This is a genomic window from Kitasatospora sp. NPDC001540 (genome assembly GCF_042894345.1).
GTDB lineage: Bacteria > Actinomycetota > Actinomycetes > Streptomycetales > Streptomycetaceae > Kitasatospora > Kitasatospora phosalacinea_C.
Genome location: NZ_JBIAVO010000020.1, coordinates 105,421 through 124,522 on the forward strand (window position 1 = coordinate 105,421; position 19,102 = coordinate 124,522).

The 19,102-nt window shown below is 71.7% G+C and carries 14 protein-coding genes, 1 tRNA gene, 1 other RNA gene and 1 pseudogene; 11 read left to right on the top strand and 6 right to left on the bottom strand.

Annotated features, from left to right (window positions below):
- Positions 1-149: 149 nt before the first annotated feature.
- The 4 genes and pseudogenes from ACFY00_RS23225 to ACFY00_RS23240 form a co-directional block, all read right to left on the bottom strand.
- Positions 150-1,898, bottom strand: a complete 1,749-nt coding sequence (locus tag ACFY00_RS23225; protein ID WP_388033418.1) for a relaxase/mobilization nuclease domain-containing protein — start codon at positions 1,896-1,898, stop codon at positions 150-152.
- Complete coding sequence (locus ACFY00_RS23230; RefSeq protein WP_388033420.1) at positions 1,888-2,736, bottom strand: hypothetical protein; 849 nt, start codon at positions 2,734-2,736, stop codon at positions 1,888-1,890. The genes ACFY00_RS23225 and ACFY00_RS23230 overlap by 11 nt, the downstream gene beginning before the upstream one ends.
- A gap of 241 nt (positions 2,737-2,977) precedes the next feature.
- Positions 2,978-3,759 (bottom strand): annotated as a pseudogene (locus ACFY00_RS23235) (DUF2637 domain-containing protein).
- A gap of 408 nt (positions 3,760-4,167) precedes the next feature.
- Positions 4,168-5,481 carry a DUF3631 domain-containing protein gene (locus ACFY00_RS23240; RefSeq protein WP_388033421.1) on the bottom strand — a complete coding sequence of 438 codons (1,314 nt, stop codon included), beginning with the start codon at positions 5,479-5,481 and terminating at the stop codon, positions 4,168-4,170.
- Between the two features lie 408 nt (positions 5,482-5,889).
- Between ACFY00_RS23240 and ACFY00_RS23245 the strand changes: the two genes are divergently transcribed.
- From ACFY00_RS23245 to ACFY00_RS23255, 3 genes are all read left to right on the top strand, one after another.
- Positions 5,890-6,399, top strand: coding sequence for a helix-turn-helix domain-containing protein (locus ACFY00_RS23245; protein WP_388033422.1), 510 nt, complete (start codon positions 5,890-5,892; stop codon positions 6,397-6,399).
- A 291-nt stretch (positions 6,400-6,690) separates the two neighbouring features.
- Positions 6,691-6,996: a helix-turn-helix domain-containing protein gene (locus tag ACFY00_RS23250; RefSeq protein ID WP_099900704.1), complete on the top strand. Its 306-nt coding sequence runs from the start codon at positions 6,691-6,693 to the stop codon at positions 6,994-6,996.
- 11 nt (positions 6,997-7,007) lie between these two features.
- On the top strand, positions 7,008-8,252 hold the full coding sequence (locus ACFY00_RS23255) for a tyrosine-type recombinase/integrase (RefSeq protein WP_388033424.1): 1,245 nt from the start codon (positions 7,008-7,010) through the stop codon (positions 8,250-8,252).
- A 99-nt stretch (positions 8,253-8,351) separates the two neighbouring features.
- On the opposite strand, the gene ACFY00_RS23260 is transcribed toward ACFY00_RS23255, so the two are convergent.
- Both ACFY00_RS23260 and ACFY00_RS23265 read right to left on the bottom strand, forming a co-directional pair.
- Positions 8,352-10,568 (bottom strand): protein kinase, encoded by a 2,217-nt coding sequence (locus tag ACFY00_RS23260; protein WP_388033425.1) that lies wholly within the window; start codon positions 10,566-10,568, stop codon positions 8,352-8,354.
- Between the two features lie 206 nt (positions 10,569-10,774).
- A tRNA-Ser gene (locus ACFY00_RS23265) sits at positions 10,775-10,862 on the bottom strand.
- A gap of 132 nt (positions 10,863-10,994) precedes the next feature.
- Between ACFY00_RS23265 and ffs the strand changes: the two genes are divergently transcribed.
- From ffs to ACFY00_RS23305, 8 genes are all read left to right on the top strand, one after another.
- Positions 10,995-11,085, top strand: an RNA gene (gene ffs / locus ACFY00_RS23270) — signal recognition particle sRNA small type.
- Between the two features lie 79 nt (positions 11,086-11,164).
- Complete coding sequence (locus ACFY00_RS23275; RefSeq protein ID WP_388033427.1) at positions 11,165-13,354, top strand: DNA polymerase III subunit gamma and tau; 2,190 nt, start codon at positions 11,165-11,167, stop codon at positions 13,352-13,354.
- Between the two features lie 221 nt (positions 13,355-13,575).
- Positions 13,576-13,893 (top strand): YbaB/EbfC family nucleoid-associated protein, encoded by a 318-nt coding sequence (locus tag ACFY00_RS23280; protein ID WP_033256412.1) that lies wholly within the window; start codon positions 13,576-13,578, stop codon positions 13,891-13,893.
- A 248-nt stretch (positions 13,894-14,141) separates the two neighbouring features.
- Positions 14,142-14,741: a recombination mediator RecR gene (recR, locus tag ACFY00_RS23285; protein ID WP_388033428.1), complete on the top strand. Its 600-nt coding sequence runs from the start codon at positions 14,142-14,144 to the stop codon at positions 14,739-14,741.
- Entirely contained in the window at positions 14,734-15,399 is a 666-nt protein-coding gene (locus tag ACFY00_RS23290; protein ID WP_388033430.1) for a DUF5063 domain-containing protein, read from the top strand. Before recR ends, ACFY00_RS23290 begins: the two co-directional genes overlap by 8 nt.
- Positions 15,400-15,761: 362 nt before the next feature.
- Entirely contained in the window at positions 15,762-17,045 is a 1,284-nt protein-coding gene (locus tag ACFY00_RS23295) for an aspartate kinase (RefSeq protein WP_380234001.1), read from the top strand.
- A 259-nt stretch (positions 17,046-17,304) separates the two neighbouring features.
- Positions 17,305-17,832 (top strand): SigE family RNA polymerase sigma factor, encoded by a 528-nt coding sequence (locus ACFY00_RS23300; protein WP_051778552.1) that lies wholly within the window; start codon positions 17,305-17,307, stop codon positions 17,830-17,832.
- Positions 17,825-18,967 (top strand): hypothetical protein, encoded by a 1,143-nt coding sequence (locus tag ACFY00_RS23305; protein ID WP_388033432.1) that lies wholly within the window; start codon positions 17,825-17,827, stop codon positions 18,965-18,967. Before ACFY00_RS23300 ends, ACFY00_RS23305 begins: the two co-directional genes overlap by 8 nt.
- Positions 18,968-19,102: the final 135 nt, after the last annotated feature.

The following is a 19,102-nucleotide window of genomic DNA, read 5'->3' on the forward strand; positions in this document are numbered from 1 at the left end:
ATGTCGGGTGACGGTTGGCAAGCACACAAGACGCACGGCGGCCGGGATGGTTCCCGGCCGCCGGAGAAGATATCGAATCGACATCTGTGCGCACGGGCGTTCGTGTGGCTGGCTGGGCGGGGCTCGAGGCATCGGGTTTCCGGTCGGGGTCAGCGTCGGCGGGTGGGGTCGTTGGCGGCCCTGGTGCCGGTCGGCACGGCGGGTGTGGTGGGCGTGGCCTTCGCGGTGGTGCTGGTGGTGCGGGCGCGGGCGGCCTGGGTGCGCTGGTCGATGCGGTCGTTGGTGGCGTTGCGCAGACGCCAGAGGAGGACTTCGGCGGGGCGGTCGGCGGTGGTGAGCTCCCGTCGCTGGGCGGCCTCGGTGAGGGCCCGATGGGGTGGTTGGCCGGAGGATTCGGCCTGGGCGAGCGCGGTGGCGAGGGCGGGCCAGGACGGGTCGGCGAGGATGCGCTGGGCGTGGTCGGGGACGGCGGCCTGGACCTGGGCGGCGAGGCGGTCGGTGGTCTTGGGGGTGGGGGTGCGGCGGGTGAGGTCGGCGATGACCGGCTCGGCCGTCTGCCGGTAGGCGGTTCGCAGGTGGACGAGGGACTGCTGGGCTGCTGCGGCCTGCTGGCGGTGGCCGTGAGCTTCGTGCCAGCGGGCGATGGCGATCACGACGAAGACGGCGGTGGACAGCAGGGCAGCGGCGGTGGCGCCGTCCTCGCCGGAGCCGGCGGTGTGCAGGAGTTGCTTGGCGGCCGTGCGGAGGGCTGCGGCCTGCTGGTGTTCGGCACGGACCTTGGATCGGGTGGCGCGGTTGAACGCGGTTGCGGCGGCTCGTAGTTCTGCGCGGGTGTGGGCGGGTGCGGTGAGGGCGGCGGTGTGGAGAAGTTCGCCGAAAGCGGCGGCCTGGGCCTGGACGACGGCATCGAACGCGTCGACGTCGGGCACCTCGGGGCGGTGCTGGTCCTGGTAGGCGAAGCGGGCGGTCTCCCGCAGGGTGGTCTCGGCCTGTCGCCAGCGGTCCGGTTCGACCGTGCCCCGTGCGGGCGCGGTGGGCTGCTGGGCGGCGAGGCGTTCGCGCAGGCGGTTGATGGACAGGTCGGGGGAGAGCTTGGAGCCGCCGAAGTAGACGGGTTCGCCGTGGGCGTTGACGTCGCCAGGGCGGGCGAGGCTGTAGCCGATGACGTCGCCGCTCTCGGGGCCGATGCGGTATCGGACCTGGACGCCGAGGGCGGTGAGGGTGGAGAAGTACTCCTGCTCGTCGCGGACGGCGGCGGCGACGGCTTGGGCCTGTTCCTGCAGCCACTCCTTGGCGGTCTGCTGGTGGCCGGTGCGCTGGGCCTTGGCCTGCTCGGCGCTGGTGGGCATCGGGGCGGCGGTGTGGTCGCCGGAGTTGAGTTGGCGCAGGCCGAGTTCCTTCTCGATCTTGCGGCACTCGGCCTGGGCGCGTTGGCCGTCGCGCTTGTTGCGGGGCCGGCGGCCGTCCTCGCGGACGCTGGTGGCCATGATGTGGATGTGGTCGTCGGCGTGGCGTACGGCGATCCATCGGCAGCCCTTGTCGTCGCCATCGGGCGCGATGCCAGTGGCGTGGACGATCCGGCGGGCGACCTCGGCCCACTCGGCGTCGGTGAGGTAGCGGTCGCCCGGGGCGGTGCGCACAGGGCAGTGCCACACGTGCTGCGGGACCGTCGCGCCCAGGCGCCTCTCGCGGGCGCGGACGGGCTGGTCGAGGTAGTCAGCCAGTTGGTCGAGGAGCTGATGGTGCTGGTCGAGGGGCGCTCGGCCGGGGTCGGGCAGGCCGGGCATGGCGAACGCGGCGACGATGTGCGGGTCTGTGTGCTCGTCGCGTCGGCCGGGGCCGAAGAGGTAGGAGAGCAGACCGCGGGTGCGCGAGCCGGTGGAGACGTCAGGCACCACGGCGGCCTCCCGGCAGGACGCGCTGGTAGGCGTGACGGGCCTCGGTCGCGCAAGCGTGGAGCTCGGCCAGGACCTTCATGGCGCGCTCAGGGATTGGGCCGCTGTAGACCTCGACCATGAGCTGGTTGAGGTTGTTGCCGGCCCGGTCGATCGCGCGCTGGTGGGTGCCGATCGCTTCGGTGAGGAGGGTGACGGCCTCGTAGTCGGGCATGGGGACGAAGGCGTCGCGGCGGTCGGTCCGCATGTACGCCAGGGCGACGCTCATGGCGGAATCCGCCAGGAACGCGGAGCGAGAGCGCTTGAGCTTCGTGGCGACGAAGTCGAGCAGTTCCTTCTCGGCCGGCTCCACCGAGCACGTCACCTGGTCATCGCGCTTGGTTCCGGAACGCGGACGGTACAGGCGCTTCGCAAGCGGAAGCGAGGTGTCGTCCACCGGAAGTACGAAGCGGTCGAGAACCGGAACGCGCTCGTGGATGAACTCGGCAGGGGTCACGGTCGGCGCTTCACGCACGATGCGGTCGTCGTCGGCGGCACGCTCGGCGTCGATGTCGTTGAGCGGCTCGGTGCGGTGCGAGGGAAGCTCGTCCTGGTCATGGCCGCCCTCGGTCATGACCTCCTGGTCCGGCGCGCCCTCGCGCCGGTCCTGCCCCGCCACCCCTGGGGCGGGGTCAAGTGCAAAGTCCGCGGCGCCAACGGCGTTGTGGACTTTGCCCCAGCTTGCTCCGCCAGGAGCCGAGTTGCCGAACGCGAGGAGCAGGTGGCCGATCAGCCTACCGCCCTTGGCGCTCTTCTCGGGCAGGGCGCGGGCGGTGGTGTGGTGGTCGTTCGGGTTGGGCACGGGGGCCTCCGGATTTTCTGTCGGGACACGCGTGCGGCAGGCAGCGGTGCGTGCGGGATGCGGATGGTTGTCGGGCTGGGGGATCCGGTTCGGCAGTGCCGGGTTATCCGGTGTGGAAGGCGGGGGCGGGACTTCCGGTGCCCCGCACCGGCGACATGCGGGGCACCGGTACTCACCGGCCGGGGAGGGGAGGAAGACGGGTACCCGCCCGGCACCGTCCGACGGGCGGGCGGGAGGGACGTCAGGCCGCCTGCCCGTCGGCCAGCTCGTCCTTGAGGCGCTGAGTCAGCTGTGCGAGGCGCTCGTTGGAGATCGGGATGCCCTCCTCGCGCAGGACCTTCTTGACCAGGGCTTGGGTGATGCCGAGCTTCTCGACGGCCGGGCGGACGATCTCGACCAGCTCGTCCATCGAGGCGGCGGGCCTGCGGCCGGTGCGCTTGGTCCCGACCACTGGCGCTCGCCCATCGGGCCGGAGGTCCTCGGGGGTGGCCGCCGAATCGTCGCGGGACGGGTCGTGCCGCTCCGGCGCGGTGGTCGGAGCGGGTTCGACGACCGGGGGCACCACGGTGGGTTCGGCGCCCTCGGGTAGCGGCAGCTCGTCGAGGGCGGGTACCGGCTTCGCGGTGGCCCCGGCCGTGGTGGTGCCGTGGGTGAGGAGGGTGCCGCCGAGGAAGGCGAGGGCGGGCCATCCGGCGACGAGGATCCGTAGCCAGGCGGGGACGTGGGCGAGGTCGAGGAGTCCGGCGGTGGCGACGTTCGCGCCGAGGGAGGCGGTCAGGGCGATGGCGAACCAGGTCCAGGCGGTGCCGGCGGGGCGGCCGGTGGTGCGCAGGGTCCGCATGCGGTGCCAGGCGGCGACGAGCAGCAGGTCGACCGAGACGGGTAGGCCCAGGCTTTCCAGCCGTGCTGTCCGGCGGCGTCGGCGATGTCGTGGAGGTGGGCGAAGGACAGGGCGCCCGCGATGGCGGCCTGGACGAGGACGGCGTCCGGGCGGAACGTGCGGCGTGGGCGGGTGACGGGCATGCGGAAGGTGGTCCTCGCAGGTGGGGTGGGTGGTGTGCGGAAGTGCCGTCTTTGCCGTCTTGCCGTCTCGGTGCCCCTCCCCGAGGCCGCTGGTGGGTGCGGCTTCGGGAGGGGTGTTCAGTTTCGGGACGGTCGCGTCATCCGTCTCGGGACGCTTATCCGTCCCGGGCGGACGGCGTGTGACCTGCGGTTTTACGGCTGGGACGGCTGGGACGGCACAAGACGGATGTGGTTGCCGTCCCGGCTGGGCCTGCCGCTCGCACCTGTGGCTGGGGCGTCGGCGGGCGGGGCGCCTGCCGTCTTGGTACGGATGCCGGTGCCGTCTTGGTGCGGTCTTCCGTCTCGGCAACGGGTGTGGTGACCTGCGCTGTTACGGCTGGGACGGCAGGGACGGCACCACGGGGCCGGTCAGCTTCTGCTGCCCGCCACGGTGGCAGGGGTGGGGTGGACGGTGGGGCAGTAGCGGCGCCAGGCGTCGAGGAACTTGTTGCGCAGGTAGCCCTTGCGCTGGGTTCCATCGGGCATGCGGACGTTGCCGGAGGAGATGCCGAACTCGCGCAGCATCGCGCCCAGGCCGCGCGGGCTCAGCCCGCCCCGGCCAGTCTCGGCCCAGGGGGCTTCGGGGTCGCCGTTGAGGGTGAACAGCAGCTGGTCGGTGGCGATGCTCTCCGGCTCCCCGGCGGCGTGGAAGACGCGGCGGATGTCGGCGAGGATCCGCGCGCCGCCGGGGTTGTCCTCCTCGGTCTGCACCTCGGCGTCGACCATCCGACGGCACGCCTGGCGGGCCAGGCGGGGCCAGGGGCCTCCGGCGAGGTCGGCGACGATCACCAGGGGCTCCCAGGTGTCGGCCGCGCGGTCCTCGACCGGCATGCGCGGCTCCCAGTTCAGGGCCCGGTCGGCGAGCGGTGCGCTCCAGCGGGCGAGCCGGTCGCGGACGGCGTGGAGGGAGGGGCTGTCGCGCTTGGTGCGGTACGGCGCGACGGACTCGCCTTCGGCGCGGCGGCGCATGCGGACCACGATCGAGCGGTCCATGATCGTGTCGGGCAGGTCGCCGATCCCGGCGATGGCGGCCATGGCGAAGGTGTGGAACTTGCGGGGGGTGTGGTCGTTGCCGACCACCCGCAGTACGTAGCGGTCGCGCTGGTGCCCGGCGTTCAGCAGGCCGCGCATCTCCTCGTTCTTCTCGGCCATCTTCGGGCTGCCGAAGATGGTGTCCGCCTCGTCGACCAGCAGGGTCGGCGGCTCCTCGGTGATCGAGCGGAACACCGCCGCCGGGGTCGAGTTCACCGTCAGCACCGGCTGGTGGACGGTCTCGGTCAGCACATCCAGCAGCCGCGACTTGCCGCACCGCTTCGCCGGGCCGACCACCGCCAGGCGCGGGGCGTGCTGCCACGAGCCCTGCAGGTGGGTCGCCGCCACCCACAGCGCCACCGCGTCCAGGGCCTCCTCGGACGGCAGGATCACGAACCTGGCGACCAGGTCCTTTAGCTGCCCGAGCACCTCCGAGCCCTCGCCGGCCTCGGCGTCCGGCATCGCGTCGACCCAGTCCACGGCGGCGGCCGTGGCGGTCTCCACCCCGGCGGACTCCTGTCCACAGCCTGTGGACGGAGCGACGCGAGGGTCGTCCTGGTGGGCCCTGGGCTCGCCGGGCCTGGCGACCGGCGGCCAGCCGGGCACGGAAGGGGCTGTGGGAGAGAGGTGGGAGGCAGTACCCTCGGTCATGGCGATTCCTCACTCGGCGGCTTCGGGGGGCAACCCGATCCGCCGTAGGTCGACTGTCCTGGGATGGGCGGTGGCGAGGTTTCCGATCAGCCCCCGGTGTTCGTAGCGCCGGGGGCTTCGCGTTTTCTGCAGGGGTGCTCGGGCCGCCCTCGGCCCGTTCAACCTCCATTCGGTTGGGTTCTTCATGCTGACGTCGCCAGCATAGGCATGCCGGGACGCTCCCGGTCAAGCGATTCAGGCATATTTTTCTCAACCCTCCAGAGCATCCATGCTGGTCGGTCTCGAATGTGAAGGTTTCGTGCAGGCTCACTTCAATCGCTTGTAGGTTGGATAGATGATGCTGCTACGTTCTATGTGTCAGCTCGCGCCGTCGACCTCAAGCGAAGGGAGGTTGGTATGGTCAACCTCATGGTGCATCGCTTCACGCCCCTGGAGGGCGAGGCCCTGGTGGCCCACAACCTGAAGGTTCTGCGCAAGGCCGCCCGCCTCTCCCAGGAGGACGTGGCCGAGCGCATGACCCGGCTCGGCTTCAAGTTCCACCAGACCCAGATCGCCAAGATCGAGAACGGCACCCGCCCGCTCCGCTTCGACGAGGTGATCGGCCTGGCCAAGGCGCTCAGCGTCCCGGTGGGCAACTTCATGACCGAAGCCGTCGCCGGGCCTGACGAGCCGGACTACGAACTCCAGGAGGCTGGCTTCCGCGTCCAGGCCGCCGAGCAGGAGTGGAGAACCGCCCGCGACCTGGAGCAGGCAGCCAAGGCCCGGCTGGAAGAGGCCGAGCGCGAGTACGACGAGATCGCCGAGCGCCTCGCGGCCCAAGGTGTCGACGTCGGCTCCGCCAGAGCCGAGGCCGAGTGGTACCCGGCTCCCAACTCGCCCTGGGATTCGCTCCGCAAGCCTCCCGGCGCCGACCAGTAGCCCTCGCAGCCAGCACCCCGTCGTGACGCGCCGGCCTCGCGGGCCCATCGTCGCCCGGAGGCGGCCGGAAACCTAAAAAGGCCAGGCGAGTCCGCCTGGACAAGATCGTTTTAGGTTCCCGGCCGGGACCGCCGTAGTGTGCCGGTCCCGCCCACCGACCCCGTCCCTCCTCGCCGCCCGTCCTCCAGCGCTACGAACGCCGAAGGACGCCGCGAAGCCCAACCTCGACCACCGCCCATCCCACCAGTCGCCACGACGGCGCGTTGCCCCGCGCCGTTGGGAGGAACCTCCATGCCCGAAACGCCCCTGTCCCTGGCGCGCCTCGCCGGCGCGCTCGACCTCACCGAGCAGCAGCTCGTCGGCCTCGTCCTGTCCTGCGCCACGGAAGCGCCCGACCCCACCCTCGTCGCGCTCACGGTCGAGGAAGCCGCTCGCCGACTCGGCGTAGGCCGGACGACGATGTACGCCCTCGTCGCCTCCGGCGAGGTCCCGTCCGTCACCATCGGCCGTCTCCGCCGCGTGCCCGCCGAGGCGCTCAAGGAGTACATGGCCGCCCGCACCCGGGCCGCCGCTTCGCCCGTCACCCTCGCGGCCTGAGAGGGGAACCGATGGCGAACACCCGCAAGCCCAACGGCGACTCCTCGATCTACGAGGGCAACGACGGCCGCTGGCACGGCCGCGTCACCGTCGGCGTCAAGGACGACGGCACGCCCGACCGCCGCCACGTCAGCGCCAAGACCCGCGCCGAGGTCACCACCAAGGTCCGGAAGCTGGAAAAGCTCCGCGACGACGGCACCGTGCCCAAGGCCGGCCAGAAGTGGACCGTCGGCAAGTGGCTGACCCACTGGATCAAGGAGATCGTCCCCGGCACCGTCAGCGAGAACACCTACGACGGCTACGAGGTCGCCGTCCGCGTCCACCTCGTGCCCGGCGTCGGCGCGCACCGCCTGGAGAAGCTCGAACCCGAGCACCTGGAGCGCTTCTACAAGCGGATGCAGGCCAACGGCAGCGCAGCCGGTACCGCCCACCAGGCCCACCGCACCGTCCGCGTTGCCCTCGCCGAAGCCGTCCGGCGCGGCCACCTGACCCGCAACGTCGCCACCGTCGCCAAGGCCCCGAAGCTCGAAGAGGAGGAGATTGAGCCCTACGAGGTCGAAGAGGTCCAGGCGATCCTCGACACGGCCCGCCAGCGGCGGAACTCCGCCCGCTGGATCTTCGCCCTCGCCCTCGGCCTGCGCCAAGGCGAAGTGCTCGGACTCCAGTGGAAGGACGTCGACTTCGACCGCGGCATCGCCTGGGTCCGACGAGGCCGCCTCCGACCCAAGTACGCGCACGGCTGCGGCGACCGCTGCGGGCGCAAGCCCGGCTTCTGCCCGCAGAAGGTGGCCGTCCGCCGCGAGACCAAGGACACCAAGTCCCGCGCCGGCCGCCGCCCGGTCCCGCTACCCGAACCGCTCGCCGTCGTCCTCCGCCACCACCAGGAGGAGCAGGACCGCGAGCGCGCCCTCGCCCGCGACCTCTGGGTGGAGAAGGGCTACGTCTTCACCGACGAGACCGGACAGCCCCTCAACCCCAGCACCGACTACCACCACTGGAAGCGCCTGCTGCGCGAGGCCGACATCCGCGACGGCCGCCTCCACGACGCTCGCCACACCGCCTCGACGGTGCTCCTCCTGCTCGGCGTCCCCGAGCGGATCGTCATGGCGATCATGGGTTGGTCCTCGGCCTCGATGGCCAAGCGCTACCAGCACGTCACCGAGCCGATGCTAAACGACGTCGGCAGGAAGATCGGTGAGGCCCTATGGGGTGAGGCTGGGCTTGCCTCACAGGAGTCCAGCGAAGACGCTCCCTGAGTAGAAAGTTCGAACTGAGCGGAGGACTCCAGCTGTATCGCAGCTGGAGTCCTCCGCATGCTCGTTGACCGTGCTGGCCGCGTCAGGGAATCGCTCGGTTCAGAATCGGCTGCGGTTGACGGCAGCCTGAATCTGATGACGAATGCCACTGTCGACATTGCCATCCTGGGCGAGTTGGCCGAAGTGTCCTGCTGCGCTGGGGTGATCGTGCAGAGCAGCAGCGACGACATTGGCCGCATTGCCGGAGAGGCTGCGCAACCATGGAGTGACTTGGTCCTGGGCGCGCCACTGGTCCCATGCGCCGTCCCAGGTGAGCATGCAGCGCACGGCTTCGTCGAGGAGGTCCCATGCTTCTTGATCGGCAGCTGCTGCGGCGATACGGCGGAGCCACATCACCGCGCGGGCGGCTTCGCCAAACTGGACGCGGCGGCTTCCATCTCCGTCGACCAGTCGCGTAAACGAGCCGAGCACGACGGTTGCTCGTGCAGGGTTCGCAGAAAGGTGTGCGGCCACGGCTTCAGGGCGCAGGTCGGTAAGGAATTGGAGGTGAAGGTCGTAGTGGTTGGGGTGTTCGATGGCGAGGCCGGTGAGCGACTCAATGGCATCCCGGTTGCCCTGCTGGGCTTGGAGCCCGAGCGTACGGGCTCTGTCCTCCAGGGTGGCTGGGGGGCCCGCGAGTTCGGTGTCGATCAGGCGTAGTAGGTCCTGGACGTTCTGTGGGCGAAGTTGCGGATCGAGTTCGGTCGTGCGCCGCACGATGGTGCGCCAGGGGCCCGGTGCAGGGAAGAGCTGGCGGTTAGCCTGAGGTTTCTCTCCGGTCAGAGCCCAGGCGATCACCCGTCCGATGCTGTAGATATCGCACGCTGCAGTGGCGGCATGAGGTGTGGCGGACAGTTCTGGGGCGGCGAAGCCCTCAGTGCCGAGGGAGAAACGGGTGCGGTCGACCTTAGTGGTCTGCCCGTTCGGGCGCCGGACGAGTCCCCAGTCGGCGAGAGTCCACCGGCCATCGAGCAGGAGGATGTTGTGCGGTGTGATGTCGCGGTGCAACCACCCGTGACGGTGCGCGGCAGAGAGGACGTCAATTAGGGCGTTGATGAGCTCGAGGAGGTTCTTCGGGTTTTGCAGGTCGCCCTGGCGTTCGGCTGCTGTGGCCTGGGCAATCGGCATGATGAGCCATCCGTCGTCCGCGTTCGCGTCGAGGATCGGCATGAGGTGAGCGTGACCCTCAAGGAGTTGCGAGACTTCGATCTCGCGGCGCATTCGGGCGGCTGGGTCATCCAGCTGGGAGGTGCGCCGCTTATAGACGACTCTGGTGCCCGATGTCTTGTGGGTTGCTAGGAAGATCTCAGCCTGCCCACCGCGGTTCCATCGCTTCGCATCGACTGCGTAGTCTCTGCGGTTCCCTCGCGCGCGGCGGCGGACCGCCTCGTAGCCTGTTGAGTTTGAGTCGGCAGTCTCGGCGGTTCCTGGATTCGAAACAGCGCCACGATCGGCAACGGAGATCGGGATCGAGACTGGAATACGACGGCCGCCGTAGACGGGGTAGCCGCTGATGTTGTCGACGGCGACGATGGTGAAGCTGTCACGGCCCAGGGCCTCGTTGAAGAGTTGGAGAAGGCGCTCGACCTCCTCCTCGTCGGGACGGACGACTGGGTGGACCGTCTCCGAGAGGAAGCGGAGGAAGACGTCGTCAGGGCCTTGGGTCAGCTCGAAGCGTGGGTCTGTGAAGACCCAGTCGTCGTGCCAGTCATCATTGTTGAACCGGTGCTGAACAATGTCGCCTTCGGCGGACTTGAACCGTGGGTCTCCGCTGGGTAGTTGATCCAAGTCGTAGATCCGCTGGAGGAAGTCAACGTCGCCGAGAGCACCGGCCCAATGCAGATCCTGAAGTCGTAGTGCGTCGAAGATACGTCGTCGAGTGACCTCGGTGATCTGGTTAGTGCGAGCGCTCGGGGGAGGAACTGTTGCGGTGGCGAGTGACTGGCGCCAGTCTGCAGTCGGCTCTGGCAACAGGGGGCGGACCTCGATCTGGTTGACCGCACTACGGTTGTTCTGCTTGCAGACCTCGACGAGCACAGGCAGGACATGAGCCAGGACCTCGTCAGAGAACGTCGGGCGGTCGATTTCCTCGACGTAGAACACAGCGGCCCAGAAGTAGTCGTGCCAGTTGGACTCCGTGACGTAGCCGTCATCGGTCTGTCTGAAGTCGAGCTGGCGCACTGCGCGGAGCAGAGCGACCATGCCGAGGTCGCCGCGCGCGGAGAAGAGCGCTGCGGTTTGAGCCAGGATCCGCTCGCCGTCGCCCAGCTCCTCCACGACGGTTCCCCCTTCGGCTGAGCCGGCCGACACGCCGTCGGCCCGCAGAACATTGTGCCAAGCCACCTGCGCGTCATGCCGGGGTTTTGGCGGCCAGGCGCGGGTGCTGGGGCCCGAAGCTCGAACTGAGACCAGAACTGAGACCACGACACGACGAAGGCCCCGACCGCTCAGCGGTCGGGGCCTTCGTTATGGCTGGTCAGCCATGGCGGAGGATACGAGATTCGAACTCGTGAGGGGTTGCCCCCAACACGCTTTCCAAGCGTGCGCCCTAGGCCTCTAGGCGAATCCTCCGTGGGAGAGCTTAGTACATGTCGAGGGGTGGTTGCGACCACGCTCTCGCAGGTGGGTGGCTGGGGTGGCCTGCGGATCGGAGTTGGGGGTGGGTGGGGAGAGTGGGGGCCGGGATCCGCTACTCTTGGGGGCAGCCCCTCGTGTGGCGCCATCTCGCTGAACCCCCCCAGGGCCGGAAGGCAGCAAGGGTAGGAGAGCTCTGGCGGGTGCGCGAGGGGTCCTTGCGTTTGTGGGGGCGCTGTGTGGGGGCGCTGGCGGGTGGGCGGCCGCGTTTGTCGGTTGGGCCCGATATCTTCGGGGGTGTGTCCCTAGCCCTGTACCGCCGCTACCGCCCCGAGACCTTCGCGGAGGTCATCGGGCAGGAGCACGTGACCACCCCGCTCCAGCAGGCCCTGCGTAACAACCGGGTCAATCACGCGTACCTGTTCAGCGGGCCGCGCGGGTGCGGGAAGACGACGAGCGCCCGCATCCTGGCCCGCTGCCTGAACTGCGAGCGGGGGCCGACGCCCGATCCGTGCGGGGAGTGCCAGTCCTGCCGCGACCTGGCGACGGGCGGGCCGGGGTCGATCGACGTGATCGAGATCGACGCCGCGTCGCACGGTGGTGTGGACGACGCGCGCGAGCTTCGCGAGCGGGCGTTCTTCGCGCCGGTGCACAGCCGGTACAAGATCTTCATCCTGGACGAGGCCCACATGGTGACCTCGGCCGGTTTCAACGCGCTGCTGAAGGTGGTGGAGGAACCGCCGGAGCACCTGAAGTTCATCTTCGCGACCACCGAGCCGGAGAAGGTGATCGGGACGATCCGGTCCCGCACGCACCACTACCCGTTCCGGCTGGTGCCGCCCGGCACGCTGCGCGACTACCTGGCGCAGGTCTGCGACCGGGAGGGCATCCAGGTCGAGGACGCGGTGTTCCCGCTGGTGGTGCGGGCCGGTGCCGGTTCGGTGCGCGACTCGATGTCGGTGATGGACCAGCTGCTGGCGGGCGCGGGCGAGGCCGGCGTGACGTACCAGATGGCGACGGCGCTGCTGGGGTACACCGACGCGGCGCTGCTGGACGAGGTGGTGGACGCCTTCGCCGCGCAGGACGGCGCGACGGTGTTCCAGGTGGTCGACCGGGTGGTCGAGGGCGGGCACGACCCGCGGCGGTTCGTGACGGACCTGCTGGAGCGGCTGCGCGACCTGGTGATCCTGGCCACCGTGCCGGACGCGGGGGAGAAGAGCCTGATCGACGCCCCGGCCGACCGGATCGCGGTGATGCAGGCGCAGGCCGACCGCTTCGGCCCGGCCGAGCTGAGCCGCGCCGCGGACCTGGTGAACACCGGCCTGACCGAGATGCGCGGCAACGCCGCCCCCCGGCTGCAGCTGGAGCTGATCTGCGCCCGGGTGATGCTGCCCGGCGCGTACGGGGACGAGCTGTCGGTGCAGGCCCGGCTGGACAAGCTGGAGCGACGGGCGGCGACGGGCGGTTTCGCCGCCCCGGTGGCGTTCCAGTCCGCCGCGCCCGCTCAGCAGGCCCCCGCGGCGCAACCCTCCTACGCCGAGCAGCCGCCGCAGGCCCCCGCGCCGCCCGCCGTCCAGCAGGCTCCCGTCCAGCAGGCGCCCGCGCAGCAGGCCCCCGCGCAGCAGGCCCCCGCGCCCGCCCCGGCGGGTCCCGCTCCGGGTGCCTGGCCGATCCCGCGCAGCTTCGCGCCCGGCGAGCAGTCGGCCGCTACCCCCGCACCCGCGCCCGCCCCCGTGCGGGGGGCCCCGGCGCCCGTGCAGCCCCCGGCGCCCGCGCCGACGCCCGCGCCCGTTCCGGCGTCGGCGGCGCCGACCGGCGGGCAGCCCTCGGCGGCGGCGCAGCAGGGTGCGGCGCAGATCCGGCAGATGTGGCCGCAGATCCTGGAGGCGGTGAAGAACCGCCGCCGGTTCACCTGGATCCTGCTGAGCCAGAACGGCCAGGTGGCCGGGTTCGACGGCAGCACGCTGCAGGTGTCGTTCGTGAACGCGGGCGCCCGGGACAGCTTCGTCGGCAGCCACAGCGACGAGGTGCTCCGGCAGGCGCTCGCGGACGCGCTGGGCGTGGACTGGCGGGTGGAGTGCATCGTCGACCCGTCGGGCGCGACGAACCCGCCGTCGGCGCAGAGCGCGGCGCCGTCCGCCCCGGCCCCCGCCGCCGGCGGCTGGGGCGCCCCGCCGGCGCCCCGCCCCGTGCAGCCGCCGCAGCCGCCCGTCCAGCAGATCGCCTCGTCCGTCCAGCAGGCCCCCGCGCCCGCCCCCGTCGCGCAGGCGCCCGCCCCGGTGCCCGCCCCCGCGCCGGTGCAACAGCAGTCCCCGCAGCCGCCGCAGGCACACCCGCAACCGCAGCCCCAGGCGCAGGTGGCGCCGGAGGACGACGTCCCGGAGGAGGACGACCCGGACTTGGTCGAGGACGTCTTCTCCGCCCAGGAGCTGATCGTCCGGGAGCTGGGCGCGACGGTGCTGGAGGAGATCCACCACCGCCCGAGCTGAGTTCCGGAGCCCGGTCCCCGGTGCTGGCCCCCGCCCCGGTCCGCCGGGGCGGGCGGTAGCTGACGTGGGGCTGACGGGCGTCCGCGTAGGCTCGGGGGCGTGGGTGCGGGTGCGGGCGGTCTCGGCCGGGCGCGCCGGTGCCGCGGAGTGTCGTGTCGTGCAGTGTCGACGGACCGTCGACGGACCGAGGAGGTTCCGTGTTCCCTGGTGGCCAGCCGAACATGCAGCAGCTCTTGAAGCAGGCGCAGAAGATGCAGGAGGAGCTGGGCCGGGCCCAGCAGGAGTTGGCCGAGGCGAAGGTGTCCGGTTCCGCGGGCGGCGGCCTGGTGGAGGCGACGGTGACGGGCTCGGGCGAGCTGGTCGCGCTGACCATCGCCCCGGCGGCGGTCGACCCGGAGGACACCGAGACCCTGGCGGACCTGGTGCTGGCCGCGGTGCGGGACGCCAACGCGGCGGCGCAGAAGCTGCAGGCCGAGCGGATGGGCCCGCTGACCCAGGGCCTGGGCGGCGGCAGCGGCATCCCCGGCCTCCCGTTCTGACCTGAGCCCCGGCCCGTCGGCCGGGCCAACCCGTTGGCCGGGTCAGCCCACCGGCCGGGTCGGCCCACCGGCAGGGGCGCGTGGCCGCCCCGCCGGGCCGCTCGGCGTGCACGCCGCGTGCGCTTCGGGAACCCCGGGTAACGGGTTGTGTGATTTATGGGCCAGTAGGGCGTCGGGCGGTGTGTCCGACGCCCGATTCGTTGGATGATGGCACCGGAGCAGGCTCCGGTCGAAGGAAGGCGTGGCAGGTGTACGAGGGCGTGGTGCAGGACTTGATCGACGAACTGGGCAGGCTGCCCGGGGTCGGTCCGAAGAGCGCCCAGCGGATCGCCTTCCACATCCTGCAGGCCGATCCGGTGGACGTGCGCCGCCTGGCGCACGCGCTGCAGCAGGTGAAGGAGAAGGTCCGGTTCTGCACGGTCTGCGGCAACGTCGCGGAGTCCGAGCAGTGCCGGGTCTGTCTGGACCCGCGGCGGGACCTCGCGGTGATCTGCGTGGTGGAGGAGCCCAAGGACGTGGTGGCGATCGAGCGGACGCGCGAGTTCCGCGGCCGGTACCACGTGCTGGGCGGGGCGATCAGCCCGATCGAGGGGGTCGGCCCGGACGACCTGCGGATCCGCGAGCTGATGACCAGGCTCGCGGACGGCACGGTCACCGAGCTGATCCTGGCCACCGACCCCAACCTGGAGGGGGAGGCGACCGCGACCTACCTGGCCCGGCTGTGCAAGCCGATGGGCCTCAAGGTCACCCGGCTGGCGAGCGGACTGCCCGTCGGCGGGGACTTGGAGTACGCCGACGAGGTCACCCTCGGCCGGGCGTTCGAAGGGAGACGACTGCTCGATGTCTGACCGAACCGACACCACTGAACTGCCGGGCGGCCCACTGGGCCGGGCCGGGGCCCCGGACGACTTCGCGGTGCAGATCGCCGACTCGGTGGAGAGCTTCGTGCTGGCCGTCACCGAGGTCGCCAAGGGTGACGAGCCGGGCAGCGCGATCTCGCTGCTGCTGCTGGAGGTCTCGCAGCTGCTGCTGACGGGCGGCCGACTGGGCGCGATCGAGGACGTCCTGCCGGAGGACCGCTTCGAGCCGGACGCCGGGCCGGAGCCGGACGGGGTGGAGCTGCGCGAGCGGCTCGCCGTGCTGCTGGCGCCGATCGACGTCTACCACGAGGTGTTCGACCCGTACGGCCCGCCGGAGAAGCCGAGCGCGTTCCGGATCTCCGACGACCTGGCGGGCGTGGTCAGCGAGCTGAACCACGGGCTGACGCACTACCGCGAGGGCCGGGTCTCGGAGGCGCTGTGGTGGTGGCAGTTCTCGTACCTGTCCAACTGGGGCTCGACCTGCACGGCGGTGCTGCGCGCCCTGCAGTCGCTGATCGCGCACGTGCGGCTGGACTCGCCGCTGGGCGCGGTGCCGGACGGGGCGGACACCGACGACGACGGGCTGACCGACGAGCAGTTGGAGCAGCAGGCGGGCGACCTGATGGCGGCCGAGCTCGGGCTCTGAGGCTCGGGCTTCGAAGCTCGGACTCCGAAGCGTCGGCTCCGAAGCCCGGGCTCCGGAGCTCGGAGGCTGAAACCTGCGCCGAGGGGCGCACGGGTGCGTCCGCGGGCGGGCCGCGGGCGGATCGCGCCCGGGCTGCGCCCCGGTGTGACGCAACCGTCATCGGGGCCCCGGAGGCGAAGATTCCGGGAGCCGGGCGGCGCCGGGGCGGCGATTCTTCGGGGCGGACGGCCGGGGCCCGCAGACCTGCCGGTCGGCGGTGACCAGAGTCCGATATTCGTATCTCACCATGTGAAAGGCGTCAGCCGGAGACCCCCTGCTCGTTAGACTGGCCGCGACCTACCACCCCGAGTCGAGGAGCCCCCGTGGGCCTTGTCGTGCAGAAGTACGGCGGCTCATCCGTCGCGGATGCCGAAGGCATCAAGCGCGTCGCCCGCCGCATCGTGGACACCAGGAAGGCCGGCCACGAGGTCGTCGTCGTGGTCTCCGCGATGGGTGACACCACGGACGAACTCATCGAGCTGGCGGAACAGGTGACCCCTATTCCGTCCGGTCGCGAGTTCGACATGCTGCTGACCGCCGGAGAGCGCATCTCGATGGCACTGCTGGCCATGGCGATCCGGACGCTGGGCTTCGACGCCCAGTCGTTCACCGGCAGCCAGGCCGGTGTGATCACCGACTCGACCCACAACAAGGCGCGCATCATCGACGTGACGCCGGGCCGGATCCGGGCCGCCCTGGACGAGGGCAACATCGCGATCGTGGCCGGCTTCCAGGGCGTGTCGCAGGTCTCCAAGGACATCACCACGCTGGGCCGCGGCGGCTCGGACACCACCGCGGTGGCGCTGGCGGCCGCGCTGGGCGCCGAGGTGTGCGAGATCTACACCGACGTGGACGGCGTGTTCACCGCCGACCCGCGGGTGGTCAAGAAGGCCCGCAAGATCGACTGGATCGCCTTCGAGGACATGCTGGAACTGGCCTCGTCCGGCTCGAAGGTGCTGCTCGACCGCTGTGTGGAGTACGCGCGGCGCTACAACATCCCGATTCACGTACGATCGTCGTTCTCCGGTCTCCCGGGGACGATCGTCAGCGGCACCAACCCGAACAAGAAGCCCGAAGGGGGCGAGATGGAGCAGGCCATCATCTCCGGAGTCGCCCACGACACGTCGGAGGCCAAGGTCACCGTCGTCGGCGTGCCCGACAAGCCGGGCGAGGCGGCCCGGATCTTCCGCGCGATCGCGGACGCCGAGGTCAACATCGACATGGTCGTGCAGAACGTGTCGGCCGCGGCCACCGGTCTGACCGACATCTCCTTCACCCTCCCCACCAACGAGGGTCAGAAGGCGCTGGACGCGCTGAACCGCGTCAAGGAGGGCATCGGCTTCGAGTCGCTGCGCTTCGACGACGCGATCGGCAAGATCTCGCTGGTCGGCGCGGGCATGCGCTCGAACCCGGGCGTCACCGCGACCTTCTTCGAGGCGCTCTCCGAGGCGGGCGTGAACATCGAGCTGATCTCCACCTCGGAGATCCGCATCTCGGTGGTCACCCGCGCGGAGGACGTGCCGGAGGCGGTCCGCGCCGTGCACACCGCGTTCGGCCTGGACAGCGACACCGACGAAGCGGTCGTCTACGGCGGCACCGGCCGCTGAACGGCCCCGGGTCCGCCCCGGATACCCACACCGCAACGGTTGTGTGCGGGACGGGTGAAGCGGACCCGGTCCGTCCGCCGGGTCTGCCAGAATCCCCCTTCGGAGCCAGTGCGCTCGGGAGGGGGATTCTCCCTTCTCGCAAGAACGCCCCCGGCCGGGGCAACCAGGACAGGGGATCGTGTGTCCAACCATCGTGACGAACGTGACGGGGGCGGTGGCGCTCGCCCTGCCCGGGGCGGCCCGGCGGGCCGGTAGTCGGATGGGCTTTGCTGCGGCGGCAGCGGACGCGCCCGGGGCCAGCGTCGACCAGCTCACCGATGCCTACCGGGCCCACTACCGTTCCCTGTTGCGGCTCGCCGCGCTGCTGCTGGACGACCTGTCCTCCTGCGAGGACGTCGTGCAGGAAGCGTTCATCCGGGTGCACGCCGCCCGGCGCCGCGTCCGCGACCCCGAGAAGACCCTCGCCTACCTGCGGCAGACCGTGGTCAACCTGTCCCGTTCCACGCTGCGCCGCCGCCTGCTGGGCCTCCGTCTGCTGCCCAAGCCCATGCCTGACATGGCCAGTGCAGAAGAGGGGGCTTACGATGCGCTGGAGCGCGACGAACTCAAGGCCGCGCTACGGGGGTTGCAACGCCGTCAGCGGGAGGTGCTGGTGCTGCGCTACTACGCCGACCTGACGGAGGCACAGGTCGCCGAGGTGCTCGGCATTTCCGTCGGCTCGGTGAAGGCGTACGGGTCGCGCGGGATCGCCGCCCTGCGGGCGCGGATGGAGCGCGGCGATGACTGAGGGCCGACCTCCCCGTCCCGGTGACGGATCGACCGACGGACCGAACGGCGGCGGACCGAGCAGCGGCGGACCGAACGGCGAGGCCGGGAGCGCCCTGACCGAGGACGTGCTGCGGGCCCGGTTGCACCGCGCCGTCGCCGCCGTCGAGCCCGATCCCGCCGCGCTGCCCCGGCTGCGGGCCGCCGTGCCGCGCCGCCGGGCCGTCCGCAGGCGGGCGCTGGGCGGGGCCGTGGTGCTGGCGGCGGCGGCCGCGGTGCTGCCGGTGGTGAACGTCGCCCGGCCGTTCGACCTGTCCGGGGACCCGACCGGCGGGCAGGCCGCGCCCGGGGCGGGGAGCAGCCCGACGAGGACGCCCGGCAGCCACCCGGGCCACCCGCGCACCACCGCCGCGGTGCCGCCCGCCGGCACCGCCGACCCGAGCCCCGGGACGTCCGCCAGCCCGTCCGCGAACGGCAGCCAGGGCGCCTCGCCCGCGGCCGCGCCGCTGTGCACCCGCACCGACCTCGGCCGCCCGGACGTCCAGCAGGCGGCCGCCGACCCGGCGACCGGCCAGCTGTACGGCTGGTTCCGGCTGACCAACACCGGCGCGCACGCCTGCCGCCTCCCCGGCCCCGGCGCGCTCGCCCTGGGCGCGGGCGCGGACGGCGTCCACCTGCTCGCGCACGTCGCCGGAGACCCGGCCGGTTCGCTGCCCGACCCGGCGGGGCTGCCCGCCGAGGTCCAACTCGGCCCGGGCGGTTCGTACCTGGTGCGGTTCGCCTGGGTGCCCGCACGCTGCGCCGGGGCCTCCGACTCGCCGACCGGCCCGGGCGGAACGCCACCCCCTCCGGCGTCCAGCGGGGCCGCGGCGGCCGCCGCGGCCGACACCGCGCCCGCCCCGGGGCCGACACTGGCCGCCGTCGCGGCCGACCCGACGCCGACCGCCGACCCGTCCGCCGGCCTGGCGGGCGGCGGCCAGTCGGGCGGCGGCCAGTCGGCGGCGGTCTTCGCGCTCGACTACACGCCGGACCGGGCCGTCGCCGCCGCGCCCCTCGGCACCACCCTGCCACTGGGGTGCGGCGGCACCGTCTACTGGACCGGCCCGGAACCCGACCCGGCCCCGCTCCCCACCCCCGCGCCGACCACCACCCCCTGACGCCCCGCCACCCGCGCCCGGGGCCGGGTCCAGGCCCGGGGCCGGGCCCGGTGCCTCGATGCGTCGCCGCGTCCTCGCCGAGCACCGTGCCCTGACGCCCCGAATGCCCTGACGCCCCGCCACACCCTGGCCGGA